General features: G+C 71.9%; 15 protein-coding genes and 1 pseudogene. 14 read left to right on the top strand and 2 right to left on the bottom strand.

Annotated features, from left to right (window positions below; translation table 11 throughout):
• Positions 1 to 8 precede the first annotated feature (8 nt).
• From AC2YHB_RS03685 to pgm, 3 genes are all read left to right on the top strand, one after another.
• Positions 9 to 1,196 (top strand): acyl-CoA dehydrogenase family protein, encoded by a 1,188-nt coding sequence (locus AC2YHB_RS03685; protein ID WP_036547187.1) that lies wholly within the window; start codon positions 9 to 11, stop codon positions 1,194 to 1,196.
• The gene (locus AC2YHB_RS03680) at positions 1,193 to 2,278 is read left to right on the top strand and encodes an LLM class F420-dependent oxidoreductase (RefSeq protein WP_257026889.1); all 1,086 of its coding nucleotides are present in this window, start codon (positions 1,193 to 1,195) and stop codon (positions 2,276 to 2,278) included. Before AC2YHB_RS03685 ends, AC2YHB_RS03680 begins: the two co-directional genes overlap by 4 nt.
• A 224-nt stretch (positions 2,279 to 2,502) precedes the next feature.
• A complete protein-coding gene (gene pgm / locus AC2YHB_RS03675) occupies positions 2,503 to 4,155 on the top strand; it encodes a phosphoglucomutase (alpha-D-glucose-1,6-bisphosphate-dependent) (RefSeq protein WP_179649465.1) in 1,653 nt (550 codons plus the stop codon).
• 38 nt (positions 4,156 to 4,193) lie between these two features.
• Here pgm and glgA read toward each other — a convergent pair whose 3' ends face one another.
• Together glgA and glgC are read right to left on the bottom strand one after the other, a co-directional pair.
• Complete coding sequence (gene glgA, locus AC2YHB_RS03670) at positions 4,194 to 5,351, bottom strand: glycogen synthase (RefSeq protein ID WP_179652306.1); 1,158 nt, start codon at positions 5,349 to 5,351, stop codon at positions 4,194 to 4,196.
• Between the two features lie 11 nt (positions 5,352 to 5,362).
• Positions 5,363 to 6,589: pseudogene (gene glgC, locus AC2YHB_RS03665) on the bottom strand (glucose-1-phosphate adenylyltransferase); the annotation flags it as partial.
• A 225-nt stretch (positions 6,590 to 6,814) separates the two neighbouring features.
• Between glgC and AC2YHB_RS03660 the strand changes: the two are divergent.
• The 11 genes from AC2YHB_RS03660 (at position 6,815) to xylB (ending at position 25,522) form a co-directional block, all read left to right on the top strand.
• A complete protein-coding gene (locus AC2YHB_RS03660) occupies positions 6,815 to 7,945 on the top strand; it encodes an ROK family transcriptional regulator (protein WP_179649467.1) in 1,131 nt (376 codons plus the stop codon).
• Between the two features lie 307 nt (positions 7,946 to 8,252).
• The gene (locus AC2YHB_RS03655) at positions 8,253 to 9,503 is read left to right on the top strand and encodes an ROK family transcriptional regulator (RefSeq protein WP_308645572.1); all 1,251 of its coding nucleotides are present in this window, start codon (positions 8,253 to 8,255) and stop codon (positions 9,501 to 9,503) included.
• Positions 9,500 to 11,047 carry a sugar ABC transporter ATP-binding protein gene (locus tag AC2YHB_RS03650; RefSeq protein ID WP_308645573.1) on the top strand — a complete coding sequence of 516 codons (1,548 nt, stop codon included), beginning with the start codon at positions 9,500 to 9,502 and terminating at the stop codon, positions 11,045 to 11,047. The genes AC2YHB_RS03655 and AC2YHB_RS03650 overlap by 4 nt, the downstream gene beginning before the upstream one ends.
• On the top strand, positions 11,044 to 12,114 hold the full coding sequence (locus AC2YHB_RS03645) for an ABC transporter permease (RefSeq protein ID WP_036547217.1): 1,071 nt from the start codon (positions 11,044 to 11,046) through the stop codon (positions 12,112 to 12,114). The genes AC2YHB_RS03650 and AC2YHB_RS03645 overlap by 4 nt, the downstream gene beginning before the upstream one ends.
• Before the next feature lie 44 nt (positions 12,115 to 12,158).
• Positions 12,159 to 13,220, top strand: a complete 1,062-nt coding sequence (locus tag AC2YHB_RS03640) for a substrate-binding domain-containing protein (protein ID WP_218864705.1) — start codon at positions 12,159 to 12,161, stop codon at positions 13,218 to 13,220.
• Between the two features lie 71 nt (positions 13,221 to 13,291).
• Positions 13,292 to 14,491, top strand: a complete 1,200-nt coding sequence (locus tag AC2YHB_RS03635; protein WP_218864706.1) for a Gfo/Idh/MocA family protein — start codon at positions 13,292 to 13,294, stop codon at positions 14,489 to 14,491.
• Positions 14,488 to 15,651, top strand: a complete 1,164-nt coding sequence (gene xylA, locus AC2YHB_RS03630; protein ID WP_179649469.1) for a xylose isomerase — start codon at positions 14,488 to 14,490, stop codon at positions 15,649 to 15,651. Before AC2YHB_RS03635 ends, xylA begins: the two co-directional genes overlap by 4 nt.
• Before the next feature lie 136 nt (positions 15,652 to 15,787).
• Complete coding sequence (locus tag AC2YHB_RS03625) at positions 15,788 to 21,877, top strand: ThuA domain-containing protein (protein WP_179649471.1); 6,090 nt, start codon at positions 15,788 to 15,790, stop codon at positions 21,875 to 21,877.
• A gap of 278 nt (positions 21,878 to 22,155) precedes the next feature.
• Complete coding sequence (locus tag AC2YHB_RS03620) at positions 22,156 to 23,163, top strand: sugar phosphate isomerase/epimerase family protein (RefSeq protein WP_036547223.1); 1,008 nt, start codon at positions 22,156 to 22,158, stop codon at positions 23,161 to 23,163.
• The gene (locus AC2YHB_RS03615; RefSeq protein ID WP_179649476.1) at positions 23,160 to 24,134 is read left to right on the top strand and encodes a helix-turn-helix domain-containing protein; all 975 of its coding nucleotides are present in this window, start codon (positions 23,160 to 23,162) and stop codon (positions 24,132 to 24,134) included. The genes AC2YHB_RS03620 and AC2YHB_RS03615 overlap by 4 nt, the downstream gene beginning before the upstream one ends.
• Entirely contained in the window at positions 24,131 to 25,522 is a 1,392-nt protein-coding gene (gene xylB, locus AC2YHB_RS03610; protein WP_487353500.1) for a xylulokinase, read from the top strand. Before AC2YHB_RS03615 ends, xylB begins: the two co-directional genes overlap by 4 nt.
• The last annotated feature ends 21 nt before the right edge of the window (positions 25,523 to 25,543 follow it).

Here is a 25,543-nt window from a genome sequence, read left to right as displayed (position 1 = left end):
GCGGGCCGATGAGCTCGCTCAACCACCGCACCGGCTTCTACACCGAGGACCACGAGGCCTACCGCGCCTCGGTCCGGGAGTTCGTGCGCCGCGAGGTCGAGCCGCACCACCTCGAGTGGGAGGACGAGCGCCTCACCCCGCGCAGCGCGTGGCAGGCCGCCGGCAAGAACGGCATCATCGGCCTCGCCGTGCCCGAGGAGCTCGGTGGCGGCGGCGAGCCCGACTTCCGCTACCCGATGGTCGTGGCCGAGGAGCTCGCGGCGATCGGTGCGACGTCGTACTGCCTGGGGCTGCGGCTCCAGGACGACATCGTGCTGCCCTACCTGCTCGACCTGTGCACCGACGAGCAGAAGCAGCGCTGGCTGCCGGGCATGGCCACCGGCGAGCTGGTCGGCGCGATCGCGATGACCGAGCCGGGTGCCGGCAGCGACCTGCAGGGCATCCGTACGACGGCCGTCCGCGACGGCGACGGCTGGGTCCTCAACGGGCAGAAGACGTTCATCACCAACGGCATCAACGCCGACCTCGTCATCGTCTTCGCGAAGACCGACCCGGACGCCGGCTCGCGCGGCTTCAGCCTCTTCGTCGTCGAGCGCGACGACCCGGGCTTCTCCCGTGGCCGCAAGCTCGACAAGGTCGGCCTGGCCGGCCAGGACACCGCCGAGCTCGTCTTCGAGGACGTCCACGTCGGACCGGAGAACGTGCTGGGCGAGATCGGGCAGGGTCTCATCTACCTCATGCAGCGGCTCCCGAAGGAGCGGCTCTCGCTGGCGATGCAGGCGCTCGCCTCCGCCGAGGCGGCGGTGCGGTGGACGCAGGACTACGTCTTCGACCGCACCGCCTTCGGCCAGCGGGTCGGTGACCTGCAGGCCACCCGCTTCGAGCTCGCCGAGCTCGAGACGGAGGTGGAGATCACCCGCGCCTACGTGCAGAACGCCGCCCTCGCGCTCAACGAGCACTCGCTGACGACCGCCGAGGCGTCGAAGGCGAAGCTGTGGGCGACCGAGATGCAGGTGCGCGTCACGAGCCGCTGCCTGCAGCTGTTCGGTGGCTACGGCTTCATGAACGAGTACCCGATCGGGCGGGCGTTCCGGGACAGCCGCGTGCAGACGATCTACGGCGGCACCAGCCAGATCATGAAGGAGATCATCGGCCGCGACATCGCCGGCCGCTACGCGAAGGACGCCACCCGATGAGCACGGCACCGACCGACCGGATCAAGCTCGGCATGGTCGTCGACTACGCCGGCGGCTTCGACGAGACCGTCGAGCTGATGCTCGCCTACGAGCAGGCCGGACTCGAGCTGGCCGCGATCCCGGAGGCCTACTCCTTCGACGGCGTCAGCCAGCTCGGCTACCTCGCCGCGAAGACCGAGAGGCTCGAGCTGCTCTCCGCGATCTTCCAGATCTACTCCCGCACCCCGGCCCTGCTGGCGATGACGGCAGCGGGCCTGGACTTCGTGTCCGGCGGCCGGTTCACGCTCGGCCTCGGCGCCAGTGGCCCGCAGGTCGTGGAGGGCTTCCACGGCGTCAAGTACGACGCCCAGCTCGGTCGCACACGCGAAGTGGTGGACATCTGCCGCCAGGTGTGGCGGCGTGAGCCCGTCGTCCACCGGGGGAAGAACTACACGGTGCCGCTGACCCGCGAGGACGGCGGTTCGGGCCTGGGCAAGCCGCTCAAGCTCATCAACCACCCGGTCCGCAGCGAGATCCCCGTGTCGATCGCGGCGCTGGGGGAGAAGAACGTCGCCCTCGTCGCCGAGATCGCCGAGGGCTGGCAGCCGCTCTTCTTCCACCCGCTCAAGGCGCAGCAGGCTTGGGGCGACGCGCTCGCCGCCGGCTTCGAGAAGCGTGATCCCGCGCTCGGCGAGCTCGACATCCAGCTGCAGGTGAACTTCCACGTCGGCGAGCCGCCGGCCGAGGTGGTGCAGAAGGTGCGCGACCAGCTGGCGCTCTACATCGGCGGCATGGGTGCGCGCGACAAGAACTTCTACAACCAGCTCACCTGCCGCTACGGCTACGAGGACGAGGCGAAGGAGATCCAGGACCTCTACCTCGCCGGCCAGAAGGCGGAGGCGGCCGCGACCGTGCCGCAGGACCTGGTCGAGGCCGTCACCCTGATGGGCGACGAGGCGTCGATCGCCGGCCAGGTCGAGGAGTTCCGCGCCGCCGGCGTGCGCACCTTCCTGGTCAACCCGATGGCCGCCGACCCGGCCGACCGGGTGGCCCACGTGCGCAGCCTCGCCGGGATCCTCCAGAGCGCGCGGGTGCCGGCATGACGACGATCGCGATCCTGGGCGGGACCGGCCGCAGGGGCGCGGCCTCGCGCAGGTCGAGGCACTGACCGCCGACCTCGCCGCCGTCGACAAGCGCTACAAGGCCCACGCCGGAGTCCACATCACCGACGTCTGAGGGCGTTCGCCGGTGACGCCCCCGCCAGACGTCGATACGGTGGCGGCATCGGTGGCGCACCGTGGCGCACCCGTACCGAGGGGAGACGGCGGTGGACCAACGGGCAGGCAGGCCGGCGGAGGCGTCCGACCTGGTCGACGTCGCGCACCTGGTGACGGCGTACTACACGCAGCAGCCCGACCCCGACGATCCCGAGCAGCGCGTGGCCTTCGGCACGAGCGGTCATCGTGGGTCGTCGCTGCGGACCTCCTTCAACGAGCACCACATCGCCGCGACGACGCAGGCGATCTGCGAGTACCGCGCCGGCCAGGGCATCACCGGGCCGCTCTTCCTCGGCCGCGACACCCACGCCCTCTCCGAGCCGGCGTGGGCCACGGCGCTGGAGGTGCTGGCCGGCAACGACGTGACCGTTCTCGTCGACGACCGTGATGGCTACACGCCGACGCCAGCCGTCTCGCACGCGATCCTGAGGGCCAACGCGGGTCGGGCCCCGGCGGCGCCCGGCCTCGCCGACGGCATCGTGGTCACGCCCTCCCACAACCCGCCCGCCGACGGCGGCTTCAAGTACAACCCGCCGCACGGCGGCCCCGCCGACACCGACGCGACCTCGGTCATCGCGCAGCGCGCCAACGAGCTGATCGCGGCCGGGCTCACCGGCGTACGCCGGGTGCCGTTCGCGCGCGCTCGGGCCGCCGCGTCGGCGTACGACTTCATGGGCACGTACGTCGACGACCTTCCGTCGGTGCTCGACCTCGACCGGGTCCGTGACGCCGGCGTCCGGATCGGCGCCGACCCGCTGGGCGGAGCCAGCGTCGCCTACTGGGCCGAGATCGCCGAGCGGCACCGGCTCGACCTCACGGTCGTCAACCCCCTCGTCGACCCGACCTGGCGGTTCATGACGCTCGACTGGGACGGCAGGATCCGGATGGACTGCTCGTCCCCGGCCGCCATGGCCTCGCTGATCGGGCTGATGGCCGGCGGCGACCGCTACGACCTCGCCACCGGCAACGACGCCGACGCCGACCGGCACGGCATCGTCACGCCCGACGGCGGCCTGCTCAACCCCAACCACTTCCTCGCCGTGGCCATCGGCCACCTGTTCGGCGGCGCCCGGCCCGACTGGCCGGCGCGCGCGAGGATCGGGAAGACGCTCGTCTCGTCGTCGATGATCGACCGGGTGGGAGCGGACGTGGGGAGGCCGGTCGTCGAGGTGCCGGTCGGGTTCAAGTGGTTCGTGCCGGGGCTGCTCGACGGCAGCTTCGGCTTCGGCGGCGAGGAGTCGGCCGGCGCGTCCTTCCTGCGCCGGGACGGGTCGACGTGGACGACCGACAAGGACGGCATCCTGCTCGCCCTCCTCGCCTCGGAGATCCTCGCTGCCACCGGCTCCACGCCGAGTGAGCTGTACGCCGACCTGGTGGCGCGCCACGGCGACCCGGCCTACGCCCGGGTGGACGCGCCCGCCGACCGCACCCAGAAGGCGAAGCTGGCCGCTCTCTCGCCCGACGACGTCACCGCCACGGAGCTGGCGGGCGAGCCGATCGTCGCGCGGCTGACGGCGGCGCCCGGCAACGGTGCGCCGATCGGCGGGCTCAAGGTGACGACCGCGTCGGCGTGGTTCGCGGCGCGCCCCTCGGGCACCGAGGACGTCTACAAGATCTATGCGGAGTCCTTCCGCGGCCCCGAGCACCTCGCCGAGGTGCAGGCCGAGGCCCGCGAGGTCGTGGCCGCGGCGCTCGGCTCCTGACCGGTCGAGCACCCGGGCGAGCAGCTCAGGCGAGCAGCTCAGGCGAGCAGCGAGGAGTACAACTCCACCGTGCGGGCCGCGATCGGCTCCCACCCGAAGGCGTCGGTCGCGCGCGCCCTGCCGGCCGCGCCGAGGGCGCGGGCCCGCTCGGGGTCGGCGACGAGCGTGTTGGCGGCCGCCGCGAACCCGCGCTCGAAGTCCTCGGGCGCCGCGGGGTCGTAGTCGACGAGGAGCCCGGTCTCGCCGTCCACCACGACGTCCGGGATGCCGCCCACCCGGCTGGCGACGACGGCGGTGCCGCAGGCCATCGCCTCGAGGTTGACGATGCCGAGCGGCTCGTAGACCGACGGGCAGCAGAAGAACAGCGCGTGGCTGAGGACCTGGCGCACGTCGCCCGGCGGCAGCATCTCGGAGACCACGAAGACGCCCGTACGCCGGGCGTGGAGCTCGGCGATGGCGGCGTCCGTCTCCGCCTTGAGCTCCGGGGTGTCCGCGGCTCCCGCGAGCAGCACGAGCTGGATCTCCGGCGCGAAGTCCAGCGCCGCCCGCAGGAGGTGCGCGACGCCCTTCTGCCGGGTGATCCGGCCGACGAAGGCGGCGTAGGGCCGGTCGGGGTCGACACCCAGTCGGTCGAGCGTGTCCCGCGACGGGTCCGGGTGGTAGAGGTCGGCGTCGATCCCGTTGTGGATCACGTGGACCCGCGACGGGTCGACCGCCGGGTAGGCGCGCAGGACGTCGTCGTGCATCGCCCGGCTGACCGCGACGACCGCGTCGGCGGACTCGTACGCCGTGCGCTCGGCCCAGCTCGAGAGGGCATAGCCGCCGCCCAGCTGCTCGGCCTTCCACGGCCGGTCCGGCTCGAGCGAGTGGGCGGTGATGACGTGCGGGACGCCGTAGAGCAGCTTGGCCCAGTGGCCGGCCATGGCGGCGTACCAGGTGTGGGAGTGCACGATCGCCGCGCCCTCGCAGGCGGCGGTCATCGCGAGGTCGGTGGAGAACACGCGCAGCGCGGGGTTGGCGTCGCTGAGGCGGGCGTCCTTCTCGGAGTGCGCGGTCGCGCCCGGGCGGGGCTCGCCCATGCACTGCACCCCGACGTCGACGAGCTTGCGCAGCTCGCGGACCAGGAAGTCGACGTGGACCCCCGCGCCGCCGTACACGTCGGGCGGGAACTCGCGGGTGAGGATCTCGACGCGCATCTCGGCGGGGCTCACAGCACGTGGCCCTTGCCGATCGCGACGACGCCCCCGGGGCTGACGGAGAACCCGCGACGGAGGTCCTCGTCCCGGTCGATGCCGATGAGGGTGCCGGGCGGGACGGTGACGTTCTTGTCGATGATCGCGTTGCGGATGATCGCGCCCTTGCCGATGAGCACGTTGTCCATCAGCACGGATCGCTGCACCGTCGCGCCCTCCTCGACCCGGCTGTTGGTCCCGATGACGGAGCTCTCGGTGCTGGCCCCCGAGATGATCGACCCGGCGCTGACGATGGAGTCGCGCACCGTGGCGCCGTGCACGAACTTCGCCCCGGGCAGCTGGGCGGGCAGCGAGTAGATCGGCCACTCCGCGTTGTAGAGGTTGAAGACCGGCTCGGCGGAGACGAGGTCCAGGTGGGCCTCGTGGTAGGAGTCGATGGTGCCGACGTCGCGCCAGTAGCCGCGGTCGCGCTCGGAGGTGCCCGGCACGGAGTTGTGCTTGAAGTCGTAGACCGCGGCCATCCTCCTGCGGACGAGTGCGGGCACGATGTCCCCGCCCATGTCGTGCTTGGAGGCCGGGTCGGCGGCGTCCGCCTCGAGCGCCTCGATGAGGACCTCGGTGCTGAAGACGTAGTTGCCCATCGAGGCGAGCACCTCGTCGGGGGAGTCCGGGAGGCCGGGCGGGTCGGCGGGCTTCTCGAGGAACTCGTCGATCGCCACGCCGTCGGCGCCGACCTTGATGACGCCGAACTGGTCGGCCTGGGCGCGGGGCACCCGGATGCCGGCGACCGTGACGCCTGCCCCCGAGGCGAGGTGGGCGTCGACCATCTCGCGGGCGTTCATGCGGTAGACGTGGTCGGCGCCGAACACGACGATGACGTCGGGCCGCTCGTCGACGATCAGGTTCATCGACTGGTAGATCGCATCGGCGCTGCCCATGTACCACTGCTTGCCGCGACGCTGCTGCGCCGGCACGGGGGTGACGTAGTTGCCGAGCATGCTGGACATCCGCCAGGTCAGCGAGATGTGCCGGTCGAGCGAGTGCGACTTGTACTGGGTGAGCACGGCGCACTTGAGGAACCCGGAGTTGATGAGGTTCGACAGCGCGAAGTCGATCAGCCGGAAGCTCCCCGCGAACGGTACGGCGGGCTTCGCCCGGTCCTCGGTCAGGGGCATCAGCCGCTTGCCCTCGCCGCCGGCGAGCACGATGCTCAGCACCTTCATCGTCGTGCTCCTCCGCTGCCGGTGGGGTGCGCGCCTCGCGCAGTGACGTGATCGGCGTCACATCGGCAGCGTACCCACCTGCCGTCCGACGGCTGCCGGGATTGACGCTCACCTGCCGTCTCTACCGGTCCGGCGTCGGGCGGCCCGAGGTGCTCCGGTGGAGTCCTCGGGCGGTCCGTCGACCGGTTGCGGCGCGGACGAGCGCCGTCCGTGCGGTTGGTGGGCTGTGCGATCTTGAGGTGCGTGACGACCGGGCTCGACGGCGACGTGCTGCGGCGGCTCCGCGACGCGGGGCCGCAGACCAAGTCACAGCTCGCGGAGTGGCTGGGCGTGCCGCGGACCACCCTCACCACCTCGCTGCAGTCGCTCGCGGCCTCCGGCCACATCGAGGACGGGCCGCTCGCGCCCAGCTCCGGTGGCCGGCGCTCGGTGACGGTGCGCACGACGTCCGACCGCGTCGTGGTCGCGCTCTCCCTGGGTGAGCGCCGGGTGCGGATCGCCGTCCTCGACGGGCACCTCGCGATCGAGAGCGGCGTGAGCATCGACCTGCAGGACCGCGGGACGGACCCGGACCCGATCACGGCCACCGTCCGGCGCGCGACCGAGCAGGTCCTCGCCGGCCGCGTCCCGGTGGCGTTCGGCATCGCTGCCGCCGGATCCGCACCCCTGACACCCGAGGACCTGGCCGACTTCCTCGAGGAGGACTATCCCGGTACGCCGGTGGCGACCATCCCCGCCGTCCGCGCCATGGCGCTGGGGGAGCACCGCTCGGGCGAGGCCCGCGGCATCGACGACTTCGTGGCCGTGCGCCTCGGCGACACCGTCACCGTGGCCACGATGGCGGGCGGGCACCTGAGCGCCGGCGGCTCGGGTCGGGCCGGCGAGATCGGCCACCTCCGCGTCGAGGAGTTCGGGCCGGCCTGCGTGTGCGGCCTGACCGGCTGCCTCGACTCCTTCGTCAGCTCGGTGGCGCTGGTGGCGCAGGCGACCGACCTCGCCCAGCGCGGGCGGTCGGGCACCCTCGCCAACGTGCTCGCGCGCTCGGGCGCGCTCGACCTCGCCGACCTGGTCGCGGCCGGCCGCGCCGGTGACCCGGCCGTGGCGCAGCTGGCCCGCGAGCTCGGTCAGCGGCTGGGCGGCGTGCTCGCCACCCTCGTCGCCCAGGGCGACCCGCTGCGCGTGGTCATCGGAGGACCGGTGGCCGCCCTCGGGGCCCACGTGCTCGGGGACCTGCGGACCACCGTCTACCGGCTGGCGCCGGCGCGGTTGGCCGAGAACCTCGACATCGTGCTCAGCGAGCTCGGCGACCACGCCGTCCTCATCGGCGCCGGTTCGACGGCGTGGGAGGCGTGGATCGCGGCGCTCGGACGCTGATCCCGGACAACTTGTGACGATTCTCGTCACAATGGTGAGAGGGTTCGTCAGAAGTCGGGAATTCGTCCCGGGCATCTTGCTCAGGTGCCTTGCCGCCCTTCGTTGAGCCGCCTTAGTTTGGGCGTCGCCCCAACAAACAGGTGACCACGGTCACACAGCCGGGGCACAGCAGCAGGACCGCCTCGCGCATCTCGGGCGCACCGGTCCTGCCACCCCCCAACTCCCACCCCCACCGTCGCCGACGCCTGCCGTCGGCGCTCTTCTGAGCGCGCCCGCCGGCGTACAGCCCTGCCCGAGAGGAGGCATCGTGTCGACCCTCAGCCACACCGCGGACCACAGCCTCGCCAACCCCGACGTCCGTCGGTCCAACCTCGGCCTGGCGCTGCGCCACCTCCGCGACCACGGGGCGCGGTCACGGGCCGCCCTGGCCGTCGAGCTCGGCATGACCCGGTCGACGGTCTCCAACCTGGTGAGCGAGCTGATCGAGCGCGGGCTCGTCAGCGACGGGCAGCTGGTGCAGAACACCGTCGGCCGGCCGAGCACCGCTGTCGAGCTCGACGGCCGCACGGTCTGCGGCATCGGGGCCGAGATCAACGTCAACCACGTCTCCACGATGGCCCTCGACCTGCGCGGCGAGGTGGTCGAGGAGCGCAAGCTCGCGCTCGACGCCCGCTCGCTCGACGCGGAGCGGGTGCTGTCCCACCTCGCCGACCTGGTCCGCGAGACGGTCGCCGGCCTCGGGCAGGCCGGCGCCACGCCCGTGGGCCTCACGGTCGGCGTCGCCGGGCTCTACGACCAGACGAGGGACCTGCTCAGCCACGGCCCCAACCTCGGTTGGTACGACGTCCCGGTCGGGTCGATCCTCCGTGAGGAGCTCGGGAGCGCCTACCCGATCGTCGTCGACAACGAGGGCAACCTGGCGGCGACCGCCGAGGTCACCCCGGGCGACCCGGCGCGCCAGGACATCCTCGTCCTGCACGGCGAGGTCGGTGTCGGCGGCGGCATCGTCACCGGAGGCCGCCTGCTGCGGGGCAGCCACGGCTACGCCGGCGAGTTCGGCCACATGATGGTCGACCCGCGCGGGCGCCAGTGCGGCTGCGGACGGCAGGGCTGCTGGGAGACCGTGAGCGGCCTGCGGGCCCTGATCGAGAAGGCCGCGGACCCCGACGACCCGATCCGCAACGCGAGCATGGACATCGACGACCGCCTCGCCGAGATCAACCGCAGGGCCGACCTCCGCGACGCGCGGACCCTGGCCGCCCTCGAGGAGGTCGGCGCCTGGGTCGGGGTGGGCGCATCGATCCTGGCCAACACGCTGAACCCGGCCACCATCGTGCTGACCGGCTACTACGCCGCCGTCGGCCACCACATGCGCCCGGCGATCGAGCGCGAGCTCGGCGCGGGCGTGGTCGCCCCCGGTGCCGGCGGCACCCGGGTCGAGCTGTCGACCCTCGGCTTCAGCGCCGCCGTGCGCGGCGGCGCGACCGCATCCCTCGAGGTGGTCTTCGCCGACCCCACCCGAGTGGCCCGTCGATCGGCGACAGGAGACGCGAAGTGACCACCACCGGCGGCGAGGGCCGCGAACCCGAAGGCCGCGCGGCCGCCCCGCTGCTGCGGATGGCCGGCATCACCAAGCAGTTCTCCTCGGTGCGGGCCCTCGACGGCATCGACCTCGAGGTCGCGGCGGGCGAGGTCCACTGCCTGCTGGGGCAGAACGGCGCCGGCAAGTCGACGCTGATCAAGATCCTCTCGGCGTCGTACCAGCCGGACGAGGGGACGATCTGGTGGAAGGGCGAGGAGGTCCGCTTCGGCCATCCGCAGGCGGCGATCGACGCGGGCGTCGCCACGATCTACCAGGAGCTCGACCTCGTGCCCGGGCTGACGGTCGCGGAGAACGTCTTCCTGGGCCACGAGATCTCGACCGTCGGGTTCTCGCGGCGCGCGGCGACCAACCGCCGGGCGCAGGAGATCCTGGCCCGGCTCGGCCACGGGGAGATCAGCCCCACGCAGCTGGTCGGCGACCTGTCGCCGGCGGGCCAGCAGGTGGTCAGCATGGCGCGCGCCCTCTCCCACGAGGTCGACCTCCTCATCCTCGACGAGCCCTCGGCCGTCCTGGACAGCGGCGAGGTCGAGAACCTCTTCCGGGTCATCCGCGCCCTCACCGCCCAGGGCGTCGCGATCGTCTACATCTCCCACCGTCTCGAGGAGATCCGCCAGATCGGCGACCGGATCACCGTCCTCAAGGACGGCTCCACGGTCGCCACCGGACTGCCCGCGGCGACGACGCCCACCGCCGACCTCATCAAGCTGATGACCGGCCGGTCGATCGAGTACGTCTTCCCGGAGCGCAGCCGGGAGGCGGCGCCCGGCGAGGTCGTGCTCGAGGTCAGCGAGCTCTCGCTCGACGGTGTCTTCGACGACGTCAGCTTCGACGTCCGGGCCGGCGAGATCGTCGGCCTGGCCGGCCTGGTCGGCTCCGGGCGCACCGAGATCCTCGAGGCCGTGTACGGCGCCCGCCGGGCCAGCTCCGGCACGGTCACCGTCGACGGGAGGCGCCTGCGCCGTGGCGCCGTCCACGCCGCGGTCGCCGCGGGCATGGGCCTCGCCCCCGAGGAGCGCAAGAGCCAGGGCCTGCTGCTCGACCAGGCGGTCTTCGCCAACATCTCGGTCTCGTCGATGAAGGACTTCCAGCGGGTCGGCTTCATCCAGCGGGCCCGCGAGAAGGCGAAGGCCAGCGAGCTGGTCGCCTCCCTCGACGTACGCCCCCGCAACATCTCGCGGCACGTGCGGACCATGTCGGGCGGCAACCAGCAGAAGGTCGTGGTGGCCCGATGGCTGCTGCGCGGCTGCCGGGTGCTGCTCCTCGACGAGCCCAGCCGCGGCGTCGACGTGGGCGCGCGGGCCGAGATCTACAAGCTGATCCGCTCCCTGGCCGATTCCGGGGTCGCGGTCGTCGTCGTGTCGAGCGAGGTCGAGGAAGTCCTCGGCCTCGCCGACCGGGTCCTGGTGATCCGCGAAGGCTGCGTCGTGCACGAGAGCGCCTCTCACGAAATCGACGAGTCCCGGGTCCTCGACCTGGTCATGGAAGGAACCCCCGCATGAGCGACCAGACCACCAGCGCCGCCGTACCGGCCGTCGCCTCGACCGAGTCGTCGCAGGCCATGGACGCCCACGGGTCGCACCGCACCAAGGGGAGCACGACGACGTGGCTGGCCGAGGCGGGCTTCTTCCGCATGCTCGGCCTGATCATCGCGCTCGCGCTGCTGTGCATCGTCGGGGCGGTGACGGCGGGCGACCGGTTCGTCGACAGCGACAACCTGCTCACCATCCTGCGACTCTCCACGGTGATCGGCGTGGTCGCGATCGGGATGACCTTCGTGATCACGGGCGGCGGTATCGACCTGTCGGTCGGCGCGATCCTCGCCCTCTCCTCCGTGTGGGCGACCACGCTCGCGACGCGGCAGATGGCCCAGGACACGCACTGGATCGTGATGGTGCTGACCGCCCTCGCGGTCGGCGCCGGGTGCGGTCTCGTGAACGGCGTCCTGATCGCCTACGGCAAGGTGGTCGCCTTCATCGCCACGCTGGCGATGTTCGTCTCCGCCCGCGGGCTGGCGGAGATCATCTCAGAGAAGAAGACGCAGATCGCCACGGACGTCCCGGGGTACTTCGACTTCTTCACCGCCAAGCCGCTCGGCATCGACATGTCCATCTGGATCTTCGCCGTGGTCGCCGTCGCTGGCTGGGTCCTGCTCAACCGCACGACCTTCGGCCGTCGTACCTTCGCGGTCGGCGGCAACCCGGAGGCCGCCCGCCTGGCCGGCATCAACGTGCGTCGCCACACCGTGCTGCTCTACGTCCTGGTCGGCGTCTGCTGCGCCATCGGCGCCCTGCTCATCGTCGCCCGCACCACGACCGGGTCCTCGACGCACGGCCAGCTGCTCGAGCTGGACGCGATCGCCGCCGTGGTCATCGGCGGCACGCTCCTGGCCGGCGGCCGCGGCACCATCACCGGCACCGTCCTGGGCGTCCTCATCTTCACGACCCTCACCAACGTCTTCACGCTCAACAACAGGGACAACTCGGAGCAGTCCCTGCTCAAGGGCGTGATCATCGTCGCCGCCGTCCTGCTCCAGCAGTGGTTGGCGTCTCGGAAGAGCACCAACTGATCCATCCGCACCACTACCCCTCACGCACCACCAAGGAGCACCACATGTCCCTCAAGCAGATGTCCGCCGTGCACAAGAAGGCGGCCGCCGCGCTCGCCGTGGTCGCCGTGCTCGGCCTCAGCGCCTGCACCAGCAACGACCCCGACGACGGCAACGACAACCTCAAGGGCGGCACGTCCGACGCCGAGGCGGGTTCCAACGACGAGGCCGGCGACAAGATCACGATCGGCTTCTCGGCCCCGGCAGCCGACCACGGCTGGATGGCGTCGATCACCGAGTCGACCAAGGCCGTCGCCGAGAACTACGAGGACGTGGAGCTGGTGGTCGCCGAGGGGACCAACGACCCGCAGGTCCAGATCCAGCAGATCGAGACCTTCATCAACGACAAGGTCGACGCCATCGTGCTGCTGCCGTTCGACGGCGCCGCGCTGACCCCGATCGCCCTGGAGGCGATGGAGGCCGGCATCCCGGTCGTCAACGTCGACCGAGAGTTCAACGACCCCAACGCCGCCCGCGTGACGGTGCTCGGCGACAACTACGGCATGGGCGTCTCGGCAGGGGAGTACATCTGCTCCCAGGCCGGCGACGACTCCGACGCGGTCGTGGCCGAGATCGCGGGCATCGACTCGCTGCCCCTGACCCAGGACCGCAGCAAGGGCTTCAAGGACGCCCTGAAGGAGTGCGGCCTCGACGTCGACAACCGGGTCGCCGCCGACTTCACCGTCCAGGGTGGCGAGGAGGCCGCGACCAACCTCCTGCAGGCCGCGCCGAAGATCGACTACCTCTGGAACCACGACGACGACCAGGGTGTCGGCGTCCTCGCGGCGATCGACAACGCCGGTCGCGACGAGTTCGTGATGATCGGCGGCGCCGGCTCGAAGAACGCCATGGAGGCGATCAAGGCCGGCAACAGCGTGCTCAAGGCGACCGTCATCTACCCGTCCACGCAGGGTGCCGACGGCCTCAAGCTGGCCCGCCTGCTCGCCCAGGAGAAGTCGGTCGACGACCTCGTCGAGGTCGAGGTGCCGCGCCAGGTCCAGCTCTACGCCCCGGTCGTGACCGCGGACAACGTCGACAAGTACCTGCCGAGCGCCTTCACGTCCTGATCCGTCCTGCTCCCCCCGGATCGCGCGGCTGCGCGATCCGGGGTGGGCACCTGCCAGAAAACAGGTGAGCCATGTCCTCGGACACCCCCCAGACCAGCGGTTCCACCGGCGCCGTCCTCAACATCGGCATGGTCGGCCACTCGTTCATGGGTGCCGCCCACTCGCAGGCGTGGCGCTCCGCCGGGCGCTTCTTCGACCTGCCGCTCGCCCCGGTGATGCAGGTCCTCGGCGGGCGCGACGAAGCCCGTACGGCGGCCGCCGCCGCCCGGCTCGGGTGGAACCAGCACGTCACCGACTGGCGTGAGCTCGTCCACCGCGAGGACGTCGACGTGGTCGACATCTGCACCCCGGGCGACTCGCACGCGGAGATCGCCATCGCCGCCCTGGCCGCCGGCAAGCACGTCCTGTGCGAGAAGCCGCTGGCCAACTCGGTGGCCGAGGCCGAGGAGATGACCCGTGCCGCCGCGGAGGCGGCGCAGCGCGGCGTACGCGCGATGGTGGGCTTCACCTACCGCCGGGTGCCGGCGATCGCCCTGGCCCGCAAGCTGGTCGCCGACGGCCGGCTGGGCACCGTCCGCCACGTCCGCGCGCAGTACCTCCAGGACTGGATCGCCGACCCGGAGGCGCCGCTCTCGTGGCGGCTGCAGAAGGAGCGCGCCGGCTCGGGGTCGCTGGGCGACATCGGCGCCCACGTCATCGACCTCGCGCAGTACATCACCGGCGACGCGATCACCGAGGTCTCCGGCCACCTGGAGACCTTCGTCAAGGAGCGCCCCCTCGCGGCCGAGCACGCCGGCCTCTCCGGCACCGCGTCGGAGGAGCGCGGCGAGGTCACCGTCGACGACGCCGCGATGTTCCTGGCCCGCTTCGCGTCCGGCGCGGCCGGGGTCTTCGAGGCGACCCGCTTCGCGACCGGCCGCAAGAACGCGATCCGGATCGAGGTCAACGGCTCGCTCGGCAGCCTCGCCTTCGACTTCGAGGACATGAACGTCCTGCAGTTCTTCGACGCGACCCTCGCGGACGAGGAGGCCGGCTTCCGCCGGATCCTCGTCACCGAGCCGACCCACCCGTACGTCGCCGCCTGGTGGCCGCCCGGCCACGGGCTGGGCTACGAGCACGGCTTCACCCACCAGGTCGTCGACCTGGTGACCGCCATCGCGGACGGCACCCAGCCCACGCCGACCTTCGCCGATGGCCTGCAGATCCAGAGAGTGCTCGACGCCGTCGAGACGAGTTCCGCGACCCGCACCTGGCAGGAGATCACCGCATGACCGACCCGTACCAGCCCGTCCCCGAGGACAAGTTCTCCTTCGGTCTCTGGACCGTCGGATGGGAGGGCGTCGACGTCTTCGGCCCGGCCAGCAGGCCGCCGCTCGACCCGGTCGAGAGCACCTACAAGCTCGCCGAGCTCGGCGCCGCCGCCGTCACCTTCCACGACGACGACCTGCTGCCCGACGACAGCACCCGCGACGTGACCCTCAAGCGCTTCGAGCAGGCGCTGTCCGAGAGCGGCCTCCGCTGCGAGATGGTGACCACGAACCTGTTCAGCCACCCGGTCTTCAAGGAGGGCGGACTCACCGCCAACGACCGGACGGTACGCCGCTACGCGCTCGCCAAGGTGCTGCGCAATATCGACCTGGCGGCCTCGCTCGGCGCGGAGACCTTCGTGATGTGGGGCGGGCGCGAGGGCGCCGAGCACGGCGCCAGCAAGCACATCCCGGCCGCGCTCGACCGCATGGCCGAGGCGCTCAACATCGTCTGTGCCTACGTGAAGGAGCAGGGCCACCACCTCCGCTTCGCCCTCGAGCCCAAGCCCAACGAGCCGCGCGGCGACATCCTGCTGCCGACGATCGGGCACGCCCTCGCCCTCATCTCCGAGCTCGAGCACCCCGAGATGGTCGGCCTGAACCCCGAGGTCGGCCACGAGGAGATGGCGGGACTGAACTTCGCGCACGGCATCGCGCAGGCGATGTGGCACGGCAAGCTCTTCCACGTCGACCTCAACGGCCAGCACGGCCCGCGCTTCGACCAGGACCTGCGCTTCGGCGCCGGCAACCTGCGGGGGGCCTTCTGGACCGTGGACACGCTGCTCGGCGGCGGCCAGGCGGCGCCGTACCAGGGCTATGTGCACTTCGACTTCAAGCCGCCCCGGGCCGAGGGCCTCGACGGGGTCTGGGAGTCGGCGCGCGGCTGCATGCGCAACTACCTGATCCTGCGGGAGCGGGCGCTCGCCTTCCGCGCCGACCCCGAGGTCCGCGCGGCGCTCGACGCGGCGCGGGTCGAGGAGCTCTCCACCCCCACCGTGGCGCCGGGCGAGCCGCTGTCGGCGCTGCGTGACGCGGACTACGACCTGGCCGCCCTGACCGCACGCAGCGTGGCCATGGAGGCGCTCGACCAGCTGGCGATGGACCACCTGCTCGGCGCCCGCTGACGCCCGCCGCCCCTGTCCCTCGACCCCCACAGCAGCACCCGCACCACCAGCACGACCAGCACGACCAGGGCCGAACGCCCGGGGACCCGCCCCGGAACCGATGGAGCGCAATCCGTCACCAACGAAGGGAATCGTGATGAAGAACGTCATCACGCGGCTACGGAAGGGCTCGCGCGCAACGCTCGGCACGACCGTCGCCATGATCGTGTCGTTGCCCTTGGGCGCGGCAGCCCTCGCCGTACCAGCCGCGGCAGCCGAGCCGGCACCCGCGGCCGTCGCATCGGCCGAGGGTCCCGCCACCGCGAAGAGTCCTGCGGAGGCGGCTCCTCCGAGCAACGCCGTTCCGTGGACGGCCGACGAGGTGGCAGCCGCCGCCGAGGCCGACGAGTTCGACGCCCTGGTCTTCTCGAAGACCGCTGCCTTCCGGCACAGCAACATCGACGAGGGCATCACCGCCATCCAGCAGCTCGGCACCGCCAACGGCTTCAACGTCACGGCGACCGAGGACGCCGCGGCCTTCACCGACGAGAACCTCGCCCAGTACGAGGTCGTCATCTTCCTCTCCACCACCGGCGACGTGCTCAACGAGGCCCAGCAGGGCGCGTTCGAGCGCTACATCCAGGCCGGTGGCGGGTACGCCGGCATCCATGCGGCCTCCGACACCGAGTACTCGTGGCCCTGGTACGGCAACCTGGTCGGCTCCTACTTCAACAACCACCCCGCGGGCACCCCGACCGCGACCGTCAAGGTCGAGGACCCGGCCCACGCCTCGACCGCCGGCATCGACCGGCGGTGGGAGCGCACGGACGAGTGGTACAACTTCCGCACGAACCCGCGCGGCAAGGTCCACGTCCTCGCGTCGATGGACGAGACGACCTACGCGCCGGGCGGCGGCGCGATGGGTGCCGAGCACCCGATCGCCTGGTGCCAGGACTACGACGGCGGCCGCAGCTGGTACACCGGCATGGGCCACACCGAGGCGTCCTTCACCGACGCGAAGTTCCTCAAGCACATCCTCGGCGGCATCAAGACCGCCGCGGGCGTCGTACCGTCCGACTGCAAGGCGACGCTCGAGCCGAGCTTCGAGAAGGTCGCGCTCGACGAGAACACGTCGAACCCGATGGAGCTCGACATCGCCGACGACGGCCGGGTCTTCTACATCGACCGCAACGGCGCCGTCCGCATCATCCTCACCAACGGCTCCGTGGTGACGGCGGGCACGATCCCGGTCTACACCGGCCAGGAGTTCGGCCTGCTGGGCATCGCCCTCGACCCGAACTTCTCGACCAACAACTGGGTCTACCTCTACTACTCGCCGACGGGGTCGACCCCGACCGACCGCATCGCGCGGTACACGATGTCGGGCAACACGCTGCAGCTCGACAGTGCGACCACGATCCTCGACGTGCCGACGCAGCGCGACCAGTGCTGCCACGCCGGCGGGTCGATGGAGTTCGACAAGGACGGCAACCTCTACCTCGCGACGGGTGACAACACGAACCCGTTCGACTCCGGTGGCTACACCCCGATCGACGAGCGCCCCGGCCGCAGCGCCTGGGACGCCCAGCGCACGGCGGGCAACACCAACAGCCTCAACGGCAAGGTGCTGCGCATCAAGCCGCTCCCGGCCGGCGGCTACTCGATCCCGGCGGGCAACCTGTTCGACGAGGCCAGCGACACCGACCAGAAGACCCGGCCCGAGATCTACGCGATGGGCTTCCGCAACCCCTTCCGGATCGGCCTGGACGAGCAGAACAACCACCTGCTCGTGGCCGACTACGGCCCGGACGCCGGTTCGGTGAGCGACACCCGTGGCCCGAACGGCCGCGTCGAGTGGAACGTGCTCGCCGAGCCCGGCAACTACGGCTGGCCCTACTGCGTCGGCGACAACGCGGCGTACAACGACTACAACTTCGCCAGCAGCACCGCGGGTGCGGCGTTCAACTGCGCCAACCCCGTCAACGACTCGCCGAACAACACCGGCCGGACGCAGCTCCCGCCGGCGAAGCGCGCGGTCATGTGGCAGAGCAACAACGGCTCGATCACCGGCACCCCGGAGATCGGCGCCAGCGGTGCCCCGATGACCTCGGGCACCTACTCGTACGACGCCGACCTGGTCTCCGACCGCAAGTGGCCGGCGTACTTCGACAGCAAGGCGATCTGGGCGGACTGGAACAACAGCCGCCTGTTCACCGTGCAGATGAACGAGGGCGGCACCGGTTACACCGACATCAACCGCTTCCTGCCCAACCTGCCGATGGTCCGGCCGCACGCGCTGCAGTTCGGTCCCGACGGTGCGCTCTACATGATCGAGTGGGGCAGCGGCTTCAACGGGAACAACGCCGACTCGGGCATCTACCGGATCGACTACGTCGAGGGCAACCGCGCCCCGGTGGCCCGGGCGACGACCGACAAGACGTCGGGTCCGGCGCCGCTGACGGTCCAGTTCGACGGCTCCGACTCCTTCGACCCCGACACCGGGGACGCGACCGGGATGTCGTACGCCTGGGACTTCGACGGCGACGGTGACACCGACGCCACGACGCCGACGGGCAGCCACACCTACACCGAGGCCGGCAACTACACCGCCCGCCTCACGGTGACCGACGAGGGCGGTCGCACCGGGACGACGAACATCGACATCGTCGCCGGCAACACCGCTCCGACCGTGGAGCTGCTCGCTCCGCCGGACGGTGGCTTCTTCGACTTCGGCGACACCCTGAAGTACGAGGTCAAGGTGACCGACCCGGAGGACGGGGCGATCGACTGCGACCGCGTCGTCGTACAGCCGGGCCTCGGCCACGACCAGCACTCGCACGACTACGAGCAGTACCACGGGTGCAGCGGCTCCCTGGCGCTCCCGGGCGACGTCGGCCACGTCGGCGCGAACATCTTCGGCACGATCAAGGCCACCTACACCGACGACGGTGCGGGTGCGGCCGGAGAGCTGACCGGTGTCGACGGCATCGTCGTCCACACGAAGCACAAGGAGGCGGAGTTCTTCGACGAGACCGGGCGCACCGGGACCGGCACCGGCACGGCCGGCGTGACGACCCAGACCACCACCGACTCCGGCGGCGGCCTCAACGTCACCGGCGTGGAGACCGGCGACTGGTTCCGCTGGGACGTCATGAACCTGACCGGCATCACCGGCGCGAAGCTGCGCGTCGCCTCGACCACCACCGGCGCGGAGTTCGCGATCCGGCAGGGGTCGCCGACCGGCACCACGATCGGCACCGTCACGGTCCCGAACACCGGTGGGGCGCAGACCTTCCAGGACGTCTCGACCACCTTCACCGGCGCCACGACGGACAGCGCACCGCTGTACTTCGTCGCGACGACGGGTGGCGCGAACGTCAACTGGATCGAGTTCGCAGGCCGCGGCATCACCGACAACCAGCCGCCGACGGTCGCCATCGAGGCCAGCACGCTCCGTGGCGAGGCGCCGCTGCCGGTGCAGTTCACCAGCACGGTGAACGACCCCGACGGTGACACCCCGGTCGAGTACGAGTGGGACTTCGGCGACAACGCCACCTCCACCGAGGCGAACCCGAGCCACACCTTCACCACGCCGGGCAAGTACGTCGTCTCGCTGACCGCGACCGACGCCCGGGGAGCGAAGAGCAACCGCACGCTCGAGGTGACCGTCCTGCAGGCGCTGGACATCTGCTTCAGCGGTCGCTCGGACGACTTCGTGGGCGACGCCCTCGACACCGACCGCTGGAACCGCAGCGTTCGCGTCGACCAGTCGCTGACGGTGGCGGACGGGACGCTCAACATCCCGATCACCGCGACCGACATCTACCAGACCACCAACACCACGCCGAACATCGTGCTGCAGGACCTCCCTGCCGGTGCCTTCGAGGCGACGACGCGGCTCACGCTGCCGGCGGTGCGGTCGTACCAGCAGGCCGGACTGGTGGTCTACGGCGACGACAACAACTACCTGAAGCTCGTCTACTCGGGACGCTCCAGCTCCCCGGACAAGGCGAGCAACGTCATCCAGGTCGCCAAGGAGGTCAACGCCACCGCGTCGGAGACCAACTCCGCCAACCTCGGGGCCGACTTCCCCGACACGGTGTGGTTGCGGATCTCGAGCACGAACGGGAACGCCGTCACCACGTCGTACAGCACCGATGGTGCGACCTGGACGACGTTGTCGACGAACCGTGACCTGACCGGCATCACCGCGCCCAAGGTCGGACTGCTCGCGCTGGGCAACCAGGCCGCCGCGGTCGGGATCACCGCCCAGTTCGACTACTTCACCCTCACCCCCGACGACACGGCCGAGCCGTGCGCCCCGGACTGCCTCGTCGAGAACTTCGACGGGAACGCCCTGGGTGAGGGCTGGGACGTCGTCCGGCCGAGCGGCAACCTCTCGGTCTCCGGCGGCTCGGTGAAGATCCCGCTCGAGGCGACGGACCTCTACCAGGGCACGAACACCGCACGGGACCTGGTCCTCACCGACCTGCCCGACGGCCCGTTCGTGGTCACGACCAAGGTCAGCGCCCCGATCAACCGGTCCTACCAGTCGGCGGGCCTGCTGCTCTACGGCAATGACGACAACTACATCAAGCACGTGTTCCAGGGCCGCAGCAGCGACCCGAGCGCGGCGTCCAACATCATCCAGACGGCGAAGGAGGTCGGCGGCACCGCCACCGAGACCAACACCCCGGGCCTCGGGGCGAGCTTCCCGAGCACCGTGTGGCTGCGCCTCACCAGCGACGACGGTGAGCAGGTCATCGGTTCCTACAGCACCGACGGCGAGACCTGGACGGAGATGTCCGGCGGGTACGACCTGACCGGCATCACCAACCCCCGGGTCGGCCTGCTGGCCGCGGCCAACACCGCGAACGGCGCCGGCATCACCGCCAGCTTCGACTGGTTCACGCTCGGCGAGGACGCCACCTGTGAGCCGGACGGCGGGGAGCCGACCGACACCACCGCACCGACCACGACCATCACGGTCCCGGCGGCGGACGGCGAGGCCGGCTGGCACACCACCCGGCCGTCGTTCACCCTGACGGCCACCGACGGTGCGGAGGGCTCGGGCGTCGCATCGGTCGAGTACCGCATCGCCGGAGGTGCCTGGACGCCGTACACCACGGCGGTCGAGGTGAGCGGTGAGGGCGAGCGCCTGGTCGAGTTCCGTGCGACGGACGAGGCCGGCAACGTCGAGGAGACCAGGTCCAGCACGGTCAAGGTCGACACCGTCGTCCCGACCGTCACCGCGGACGAGACGGGCACCCGGACCAAGACGCTGACGCTCAGCGCCAGCGACGCGACGTCCGGAGTGGACCGGATCGAGTACCAGGTCGGCACCGCGACCACGTGGTCGGACTACAGCTCGCCGCTGTCGTTCGAGGACGTCGGCACCCACGTCGTGCGCTACCGCGCGGTCGACGTGGCGGGCAACGTCTCCGCGGTGGGCACCTCCACCGTCGAGGTCGGGCCCATCACCGCCCCGAAGGTCACCGTCACGACCGACCCCGCCGCTCCGAACGGGCGCAAGGGCTGGTTCGCCGGACCCGTCACGGTCACCCTGACCGGGACCGGCGGCGACGGCGACCTGACGCTGGAGTACCGCACCGGCAAGGGCTCGTGGACGACGTACACCGCTCCGTTCCGCATCACCAAGGACGGTGTCACGAAGCTCGAGGCCCGGGCGCGCGACGAGGCGGGCACCGTCTCGGCGGTCGTCGGCAAGACGTTCAAGATCGACGACACCGCACCGGCGCTGAGCGTCAGCGGGATCGCGAACGGCGCGCAGCTGAGCGTGGCGACGGTCCGCACGGTGCAGGTCACGGCAGCGGACCCGACGTCCGGCGTCGTGAGCAGGTCGGTCCGCCTCGACGGCAAGGTCGTGGCGTCCCGGACGCGCATCGATGCACTGGTGCTGCGGACCGGTACCCACCGCCTGGCGGTCGTCGTCACCGACGAGGCCGGCAACCAGCGGACGCGGACGGTCACCTTCAAGGTGGTCGCCACGTACGCCGGCGGCAGGGCGTTGGTCGACCGGCTCGACCGTGAGAACCGGATCGGAGCCCGGCTCGCCGGGAAGCTCGAGAGCGCCCTCATCACGGCGCAGCGAGCCGACGGACGCGGGGACGAGCGTCAGGCCAGCCAGGCCCTGACCAGGTTCCGGGTCCTCGCCTCCGGCATCCGGAGCACCGTGGTGAGGACCGCTCTCACGGACCTCGCCCGCCGGCTGGACGCCCAGCTGTAGGCGAGCGGAACCGGAGAGGAGAACGTTCGCCGATGGGATCGCCCCGCCACGTCGCACCACCAGGTGAGGCAGCCGACGGCCAGCAGGATCGGCCCTGCCGGCCGGCCGGTGGGTGGGGTCCCCGTCCCGGACGGGGGAGCGGCGCCGCGAGGCGCCGCTCCCCGCGGCCCGGTGCCGGGACCGTGCGCTCCGTCCCGGCACCGGCCCGCACGGGCTGCCCGCCGACCAGAACCTGAACCACCACCACCCGCACATCCACCGCAACCCGAGGAGACGCCATGGCACGCCCGATCACCCTGTTCACCGGCCAGTGGGCCGACCTGCCCTTCGAGGAGGTCTGCAGGCTCGCCTCCGAGTGGGGGTACGACGGCCTGGAGATCGCCTGCTGGGGCGACCACCTCGACCCGTGGCGGGCCGCCGAGGACGACGCCTACGTCCAGGAGAAGCTCGACCTGCTCGAGAAGTACAACCTCCGCACCTGGGCCATCTCCAACCACCTGACCGGCCAGGCCGTCTGCGACGACCCGATCGACGGGCGCCACCAGGCGATCCTCTCCGACCGGGTCTGGGGCGACGGCGACGCCGAGGGCGTGCGCCGGCGCGCGGCCGAGGAGATCACGATGACCGCGCGCAGCGCGCAGCGGCTGGGCGTGAAGACCGTCATCGGCTTCACCGGCTCGGCCATCTGGAAGTACGTCGCCATGTTCCCGCCCGCGACCGAGGAGATGGTGGCCGCCGGCTACCGCGACTTCGCCGACCGCTGGAACCCGATCCTCGACGTGTTCGACGAGTGCGGCGTCCGCTTCGCCCACGAGGTGCACCCCTCCGAGATCGCCTACGACTACTGGACCACGGTCGCGACCCTCGACGCGATCGGCCACCGCGAGGCCTTCGGCCTCAACTGGGACCCGTCGCACTTCGTGTGGCAGGACCTCGACCCGGTCGGCTTCCTCTGGGACTTCAAGGACCGGATCTACCACGTCGACTGCAAGGACGCGAAGAAGCAGGTCGGCAACGGCCGCAACGGCCGAATGGGCTCGCACCTGCCGTGGGCCGACCCGCGTCGCGGCTGGGACTTCGTCTCGACCGGGCACGGCGACGTCCCGTGGGAGGCGTCCTTCCGGATGCTCAACACGATCGGGTACGACGGCCCCATCTCGGTCGAGTGGGAGGACGCCGGCATGGACCGCCTCGTCGGCGCCCCCGAGGCGCTCGCGTTCGTCCGTCGCCTCGCCTTCGACCCGCCGAGCGCGGCGTTCGACGCGGCCTTCTCCTCCTCGTCGTGAGGCCGGGACCGGTCATGCAGGCAGCGTCGGCGGACCTCGGGGCGACGGCCGTCGCGCCGCTGGACCTGCGGTCGCGGCGCGGCGAGCTCGGGCTCTCCGCGCCGGACGTCGCGAGGTCGGTCGGCGTGCAGACCGCGACGGTGCTGCGCTGGGAGCGCGGGGAGAGGCTGCCCGGGCCGAGCGTCATCGACCGCCTCGCCCAGGTGCTCGCGGCCGACCGTGCCGCGGTGGTCCGCTTCTTCGACGCGCACCGTCCTCCGGCCGCCCCGAGGACGCGGGTCAGGGCGACCGGGCTGCGTGGCCTACGGCGCCGGCAGGGCTGGTCGGCCGCGTACGTCGCCGACCGGCTGGGCGTGCCCGTGGCGACCGTCTTCAACTGGGAGGCGGGCCGGGCGGGCATGCCGGTCGCCATGGTCCCCCGTGTCGTGGACCTCATGAGCGGGCGCGACGACGCCCTCACGCCGCACACCGTGCGCACCCTGCTCACCCGCCCCCGGGCGCAGCGGCCGATGCGGCACGGGCCGCTGCGCCGGGCGCGGGGGAGGCGGGGGCTCTCGCAGCAGCGCCTCGCCGACGAGCTCGGGGTCTCCCGCCAGCTCGTGGGGTGCTGGGAGCGCGGCCTCGCGCCGCACATCGCCCACCAGCGCCGGCTCGCCCGCGTCCTCGGCACCGACGTCGCGACGGTCAGCGGGTGGTTCGCCACCCCGCCGCCGATCGGACTCCGGCCGGCCCTCTGGCGCCCCGGCGACCTGGGCCAGGTGCTGCGGGACCTCCGCGCGTGGAGCGGCCTGCGGCAGTGCGACGTCGCCCGGCACTGCGGCCGCTCGACCGCGACGGTCCGGGCATGGGAGACGGGGCGCACGGTGCCCCCGGCCGGGCAGCGCGAGCTGCTCGCGGACCTCTTCCGGCTGCCGCCGACGGCCTTCGACGCGGCACTCCCGCAGGCGCCGGGCGGGGGAGACGAGCGATGACACTCGTCCTCGGTGTCGACTCCTCGACCCAGTCCACCAAGGCCGTCCTCGTCGACGTCGACGACGGCATGGTCGTCGACTCGCGCACGGCGCCCCACCCCGCCGGCACCGAGGTCGATCCCCGGGCCTGGCTGGCGGCGTACGACGACGCGGCGGGGCCGCTGCTCCACCGCGCCGCCGCGGTGTCGGTCGCCGGCCAGCAGCACGGCATGGTCGCCCTCGACGCCGTGGGTGACCCGGTCCGTCCCGCCCTGCTGTGGAACGACATCCGCTCCGCGGGCGCGGCCCGCACGCTCGTCGAGGAGATGGGCGGTGCGCAGGCGTGTGCCGAGGCCGTCGGGAGCGTGCTGGTGGCGTCGTTCACCTCGACCAAGCTGCGCTGGCTCCGCGACCACGAGCCGGCCGCCGCCGACCGCGTGGCGGAGGTGCTCCTCCCGCACGACTTCGTCGCCCGGCACGCCGCGGCCCCCGGGACGCGGTCCTTCACCGACCGCGGCGACGCATCGGGGACGGGCTACTACGACACGGCCGGCGGCACCTGGCGCCCCGACCTCCTGGCGGCGGCGCTCGGCCACGACGCCGCGCTGCCCGAGGTGGTGGCCGGCGGTGCCGTCGCGGCCACGACGCAGGACGGCGCCGTCGTCGCCGCGGGCACCGGCGACAACATGGGCGGCGCGCTGGGCATGGCGCTGGAGCCCGGTGACCTCCTCGTCTCGGTGGGGACGAGCGGCGTGGTCTCCGCCATCAGCCCCCGCCCGGTCGCGGACGGGTCCGGCGTCGTCACCGGCTTCGCCGACGCCCACGCCGGCTTCCTGCCGATGGTCACGACCATGAACGCCGCCGGGATCCTCGACCTCCAGGCGCGCTGGCTCGGCGTCGACCACGCCGCGCTCGCCTCGCTCGCGCTGTCCGCGCCGTGGGGGTCCGGGGGAGTGAGCCTGCTGCCCTACTACGGGGGCGAGCGCACGCCCAACCGCCCCGACGCGGTCGGGACCTGGCACGGCCTGACCTCCACGACGACCCGTGCCGAGCTCGCCCGAGCGGCCTTCGAGGCCCTGCTCTGCTCGCTGGCCGACGCCGTCGACCAGCTCATCGCCACCACCGGCCTCGAGCCGAACCGCCTGTTCCTGGTCGGTGGGGCCACCCGCAGCCCCGCCCTCCGGGCGATGGCGCCGGCCCTGCTCGGCCGTGCGGTGACGCTCCCGGCCCCCGGTGAGTACGTCGCCCTCGGCGCCGCCCGCCAGGCGGCATGGGCCCTCGCCGGCACCGCCGACCCGCCGTCGTGGGGACGGCGCTCCGTCGAGGAGCTGGCCCCGCCCGGCGACAGCGACGAGGCAGCAGCCGCCGAGGTGCGGGCGGCGTACGACCGTCTCCGCGACCGCACCTGACCGACCCCGCGGCTCCCGCCG

Source organism: Nocardioides sp. SRI_004, from assembly GCF_057586415.1.
The sequence above is the reverse complement of the archived record's forward strand: the minus strand, read 5'-3'. Positions and strand labels throughout refer to the sequence as shown.

Coding starts and splice junctions, on each gene's coding strand:
- AC2YHB_RS03685 (WP_036547187.1), top strand. CDS start 9: ATGAGCTCGCTCAACCACCGCACCGGCTTCTACACCGAGGACCACGAG.
- AC2YHB_RS03680 (WP_257026889.1), top strand. CDS start 1,193: ATGAGCACGGCACCGACCGACCGGATCAAGCTCGGCATGGTCGTCGAC.
- glgA (WP_179652306.1), bottom strand. CDS start 5,351: ATGCGCGTCGAGATCCTCACCCGCGAGTTCCCGCCCGACGTGTACGGC.
- AC2YHB_RS03645 (WP_036547217.1), top strand. CDS start 11,044: ATGAGCGACCAGACCACCAGCGCCGCCGTACCGGCCGTCGCCTCGACC.
- AC2YHB_RS03640 (WP_218864705.1), top strand. CDS start 12,159: ATGTCCCTCAAGCAGATGTCCGCCGTGCACAAGAAGGCGGCCGCCGCG.
- AC2YHB_RS03635 (WP_218864706.1), top strand. CDS start 13,292: ATGTCCTCGGACACCCCCCAGACCAGCGGTTCCACCGGCGCCGTCCTC.
- xylA (WP_179649469.1), top strand. CDS start 14,488: ATGACCGACCCGTACCAGCCCGTCCCCGAGGACAAGTTCTCCTTCGGT.
- AC2YHB_RS03625 (WP_179649471.1), top strand. CDS start 15,788: ATGAAGAACGTCATCACGCGGCTACGGAAGGGCTCGCGCGCAACGCTC.
- AC2YHB_RS03620 (WP_036547223.1), top strand. CDS start 22,156: ATGGCACGCCCGATCACCCTGTTCACCGGCCAGTGGGCCGACCTGCCC.
- xylB (WP_487353500.1), top strand. CDS start 24,131: ATGACACTCGTCCTCGGTGTCGACTCCTCGACCCAGTCCACCAAGGCC.